This is a genomic window from Variovorax sp. Soil_C_39, from assembly GCF_057656815.1.
Genome location: NZ_JBDGJQ010000040.1, coordinates 1 through 653 on the forward strand (window position 1 = coordinate 1; position 653 = coordinate 653).

Below are 653 nucleotides of genomic sequence, written 5' to 3' on the forward strand. Positions count from 1 at the left end.
AAGGGCGAACTGGGCGAGGGCGCCATCATGAAGCTGGCCGAAGCGCTGGACAACTACATCCCGACGCCCGAGCGCGCTGTGGACGGTACCTTCCTGATGCCCGTCGAAGACGTGTTCTCGATCTCGGGCCGCGGCACGGTCGTGACCGGCGCTGTCGAGCGCGGCGTGATCAAGGTCGGCGAGGAAATCGAGATTGTCGGCATCCGCCCGACCGTCAAGACCACCTGCACCGGCGTGGAAATGTTCCGCAAGCTGCTCGACCAGGGCCAGGCTGGCGACAACGTGGGCGTGCTGCTGCGCGGCACGAAGCGCGAAGAAGTCGAGCGCGGCCAGGTGCTGTGCAAGCCCGGCTCGATCAAGCCGCACGTGCACTTCACCGCCGAGGTGTATGTGCTGTCGAAGGACGAGGGCGGCCGTCACACGCCGTTCTTCAACAACTACCGTCCGCAGTTCTACTTCCGCACGACGGACGTGACCGGCGCCATCGAGCTGCCCACGGACAAGGAAATGGTCATGCCTGGCGACAACGTCAGCATCACCGTGAAGCTGATCAACCCGATCGCGATGGAAGAAGGCCTGCGCTTCGCCATCCGTGAAGGCGGCCGCACCGTGGGTTCGGGCGTCGTGGCAAAGATCCTCGACATCTAAGCCGG

At 64.6% G+C, this 653-nt stretch carries 1 protein-coding gene; it reads left to right on the plus strand.

What is annotated here, in order from left to right; genetic code table 11:
- Nucleotides 1-648 (plus strand): EF-Tu C-terminal domain-related protein (locus AC3A6J_RS28000; RefSeq protein WP_487863271.1); only part of this gene is annotated, 648 nt, incomplete at its 5' end.
- Between the last annotated feature and the right edge of the window lie 5 nt (nt 649-653).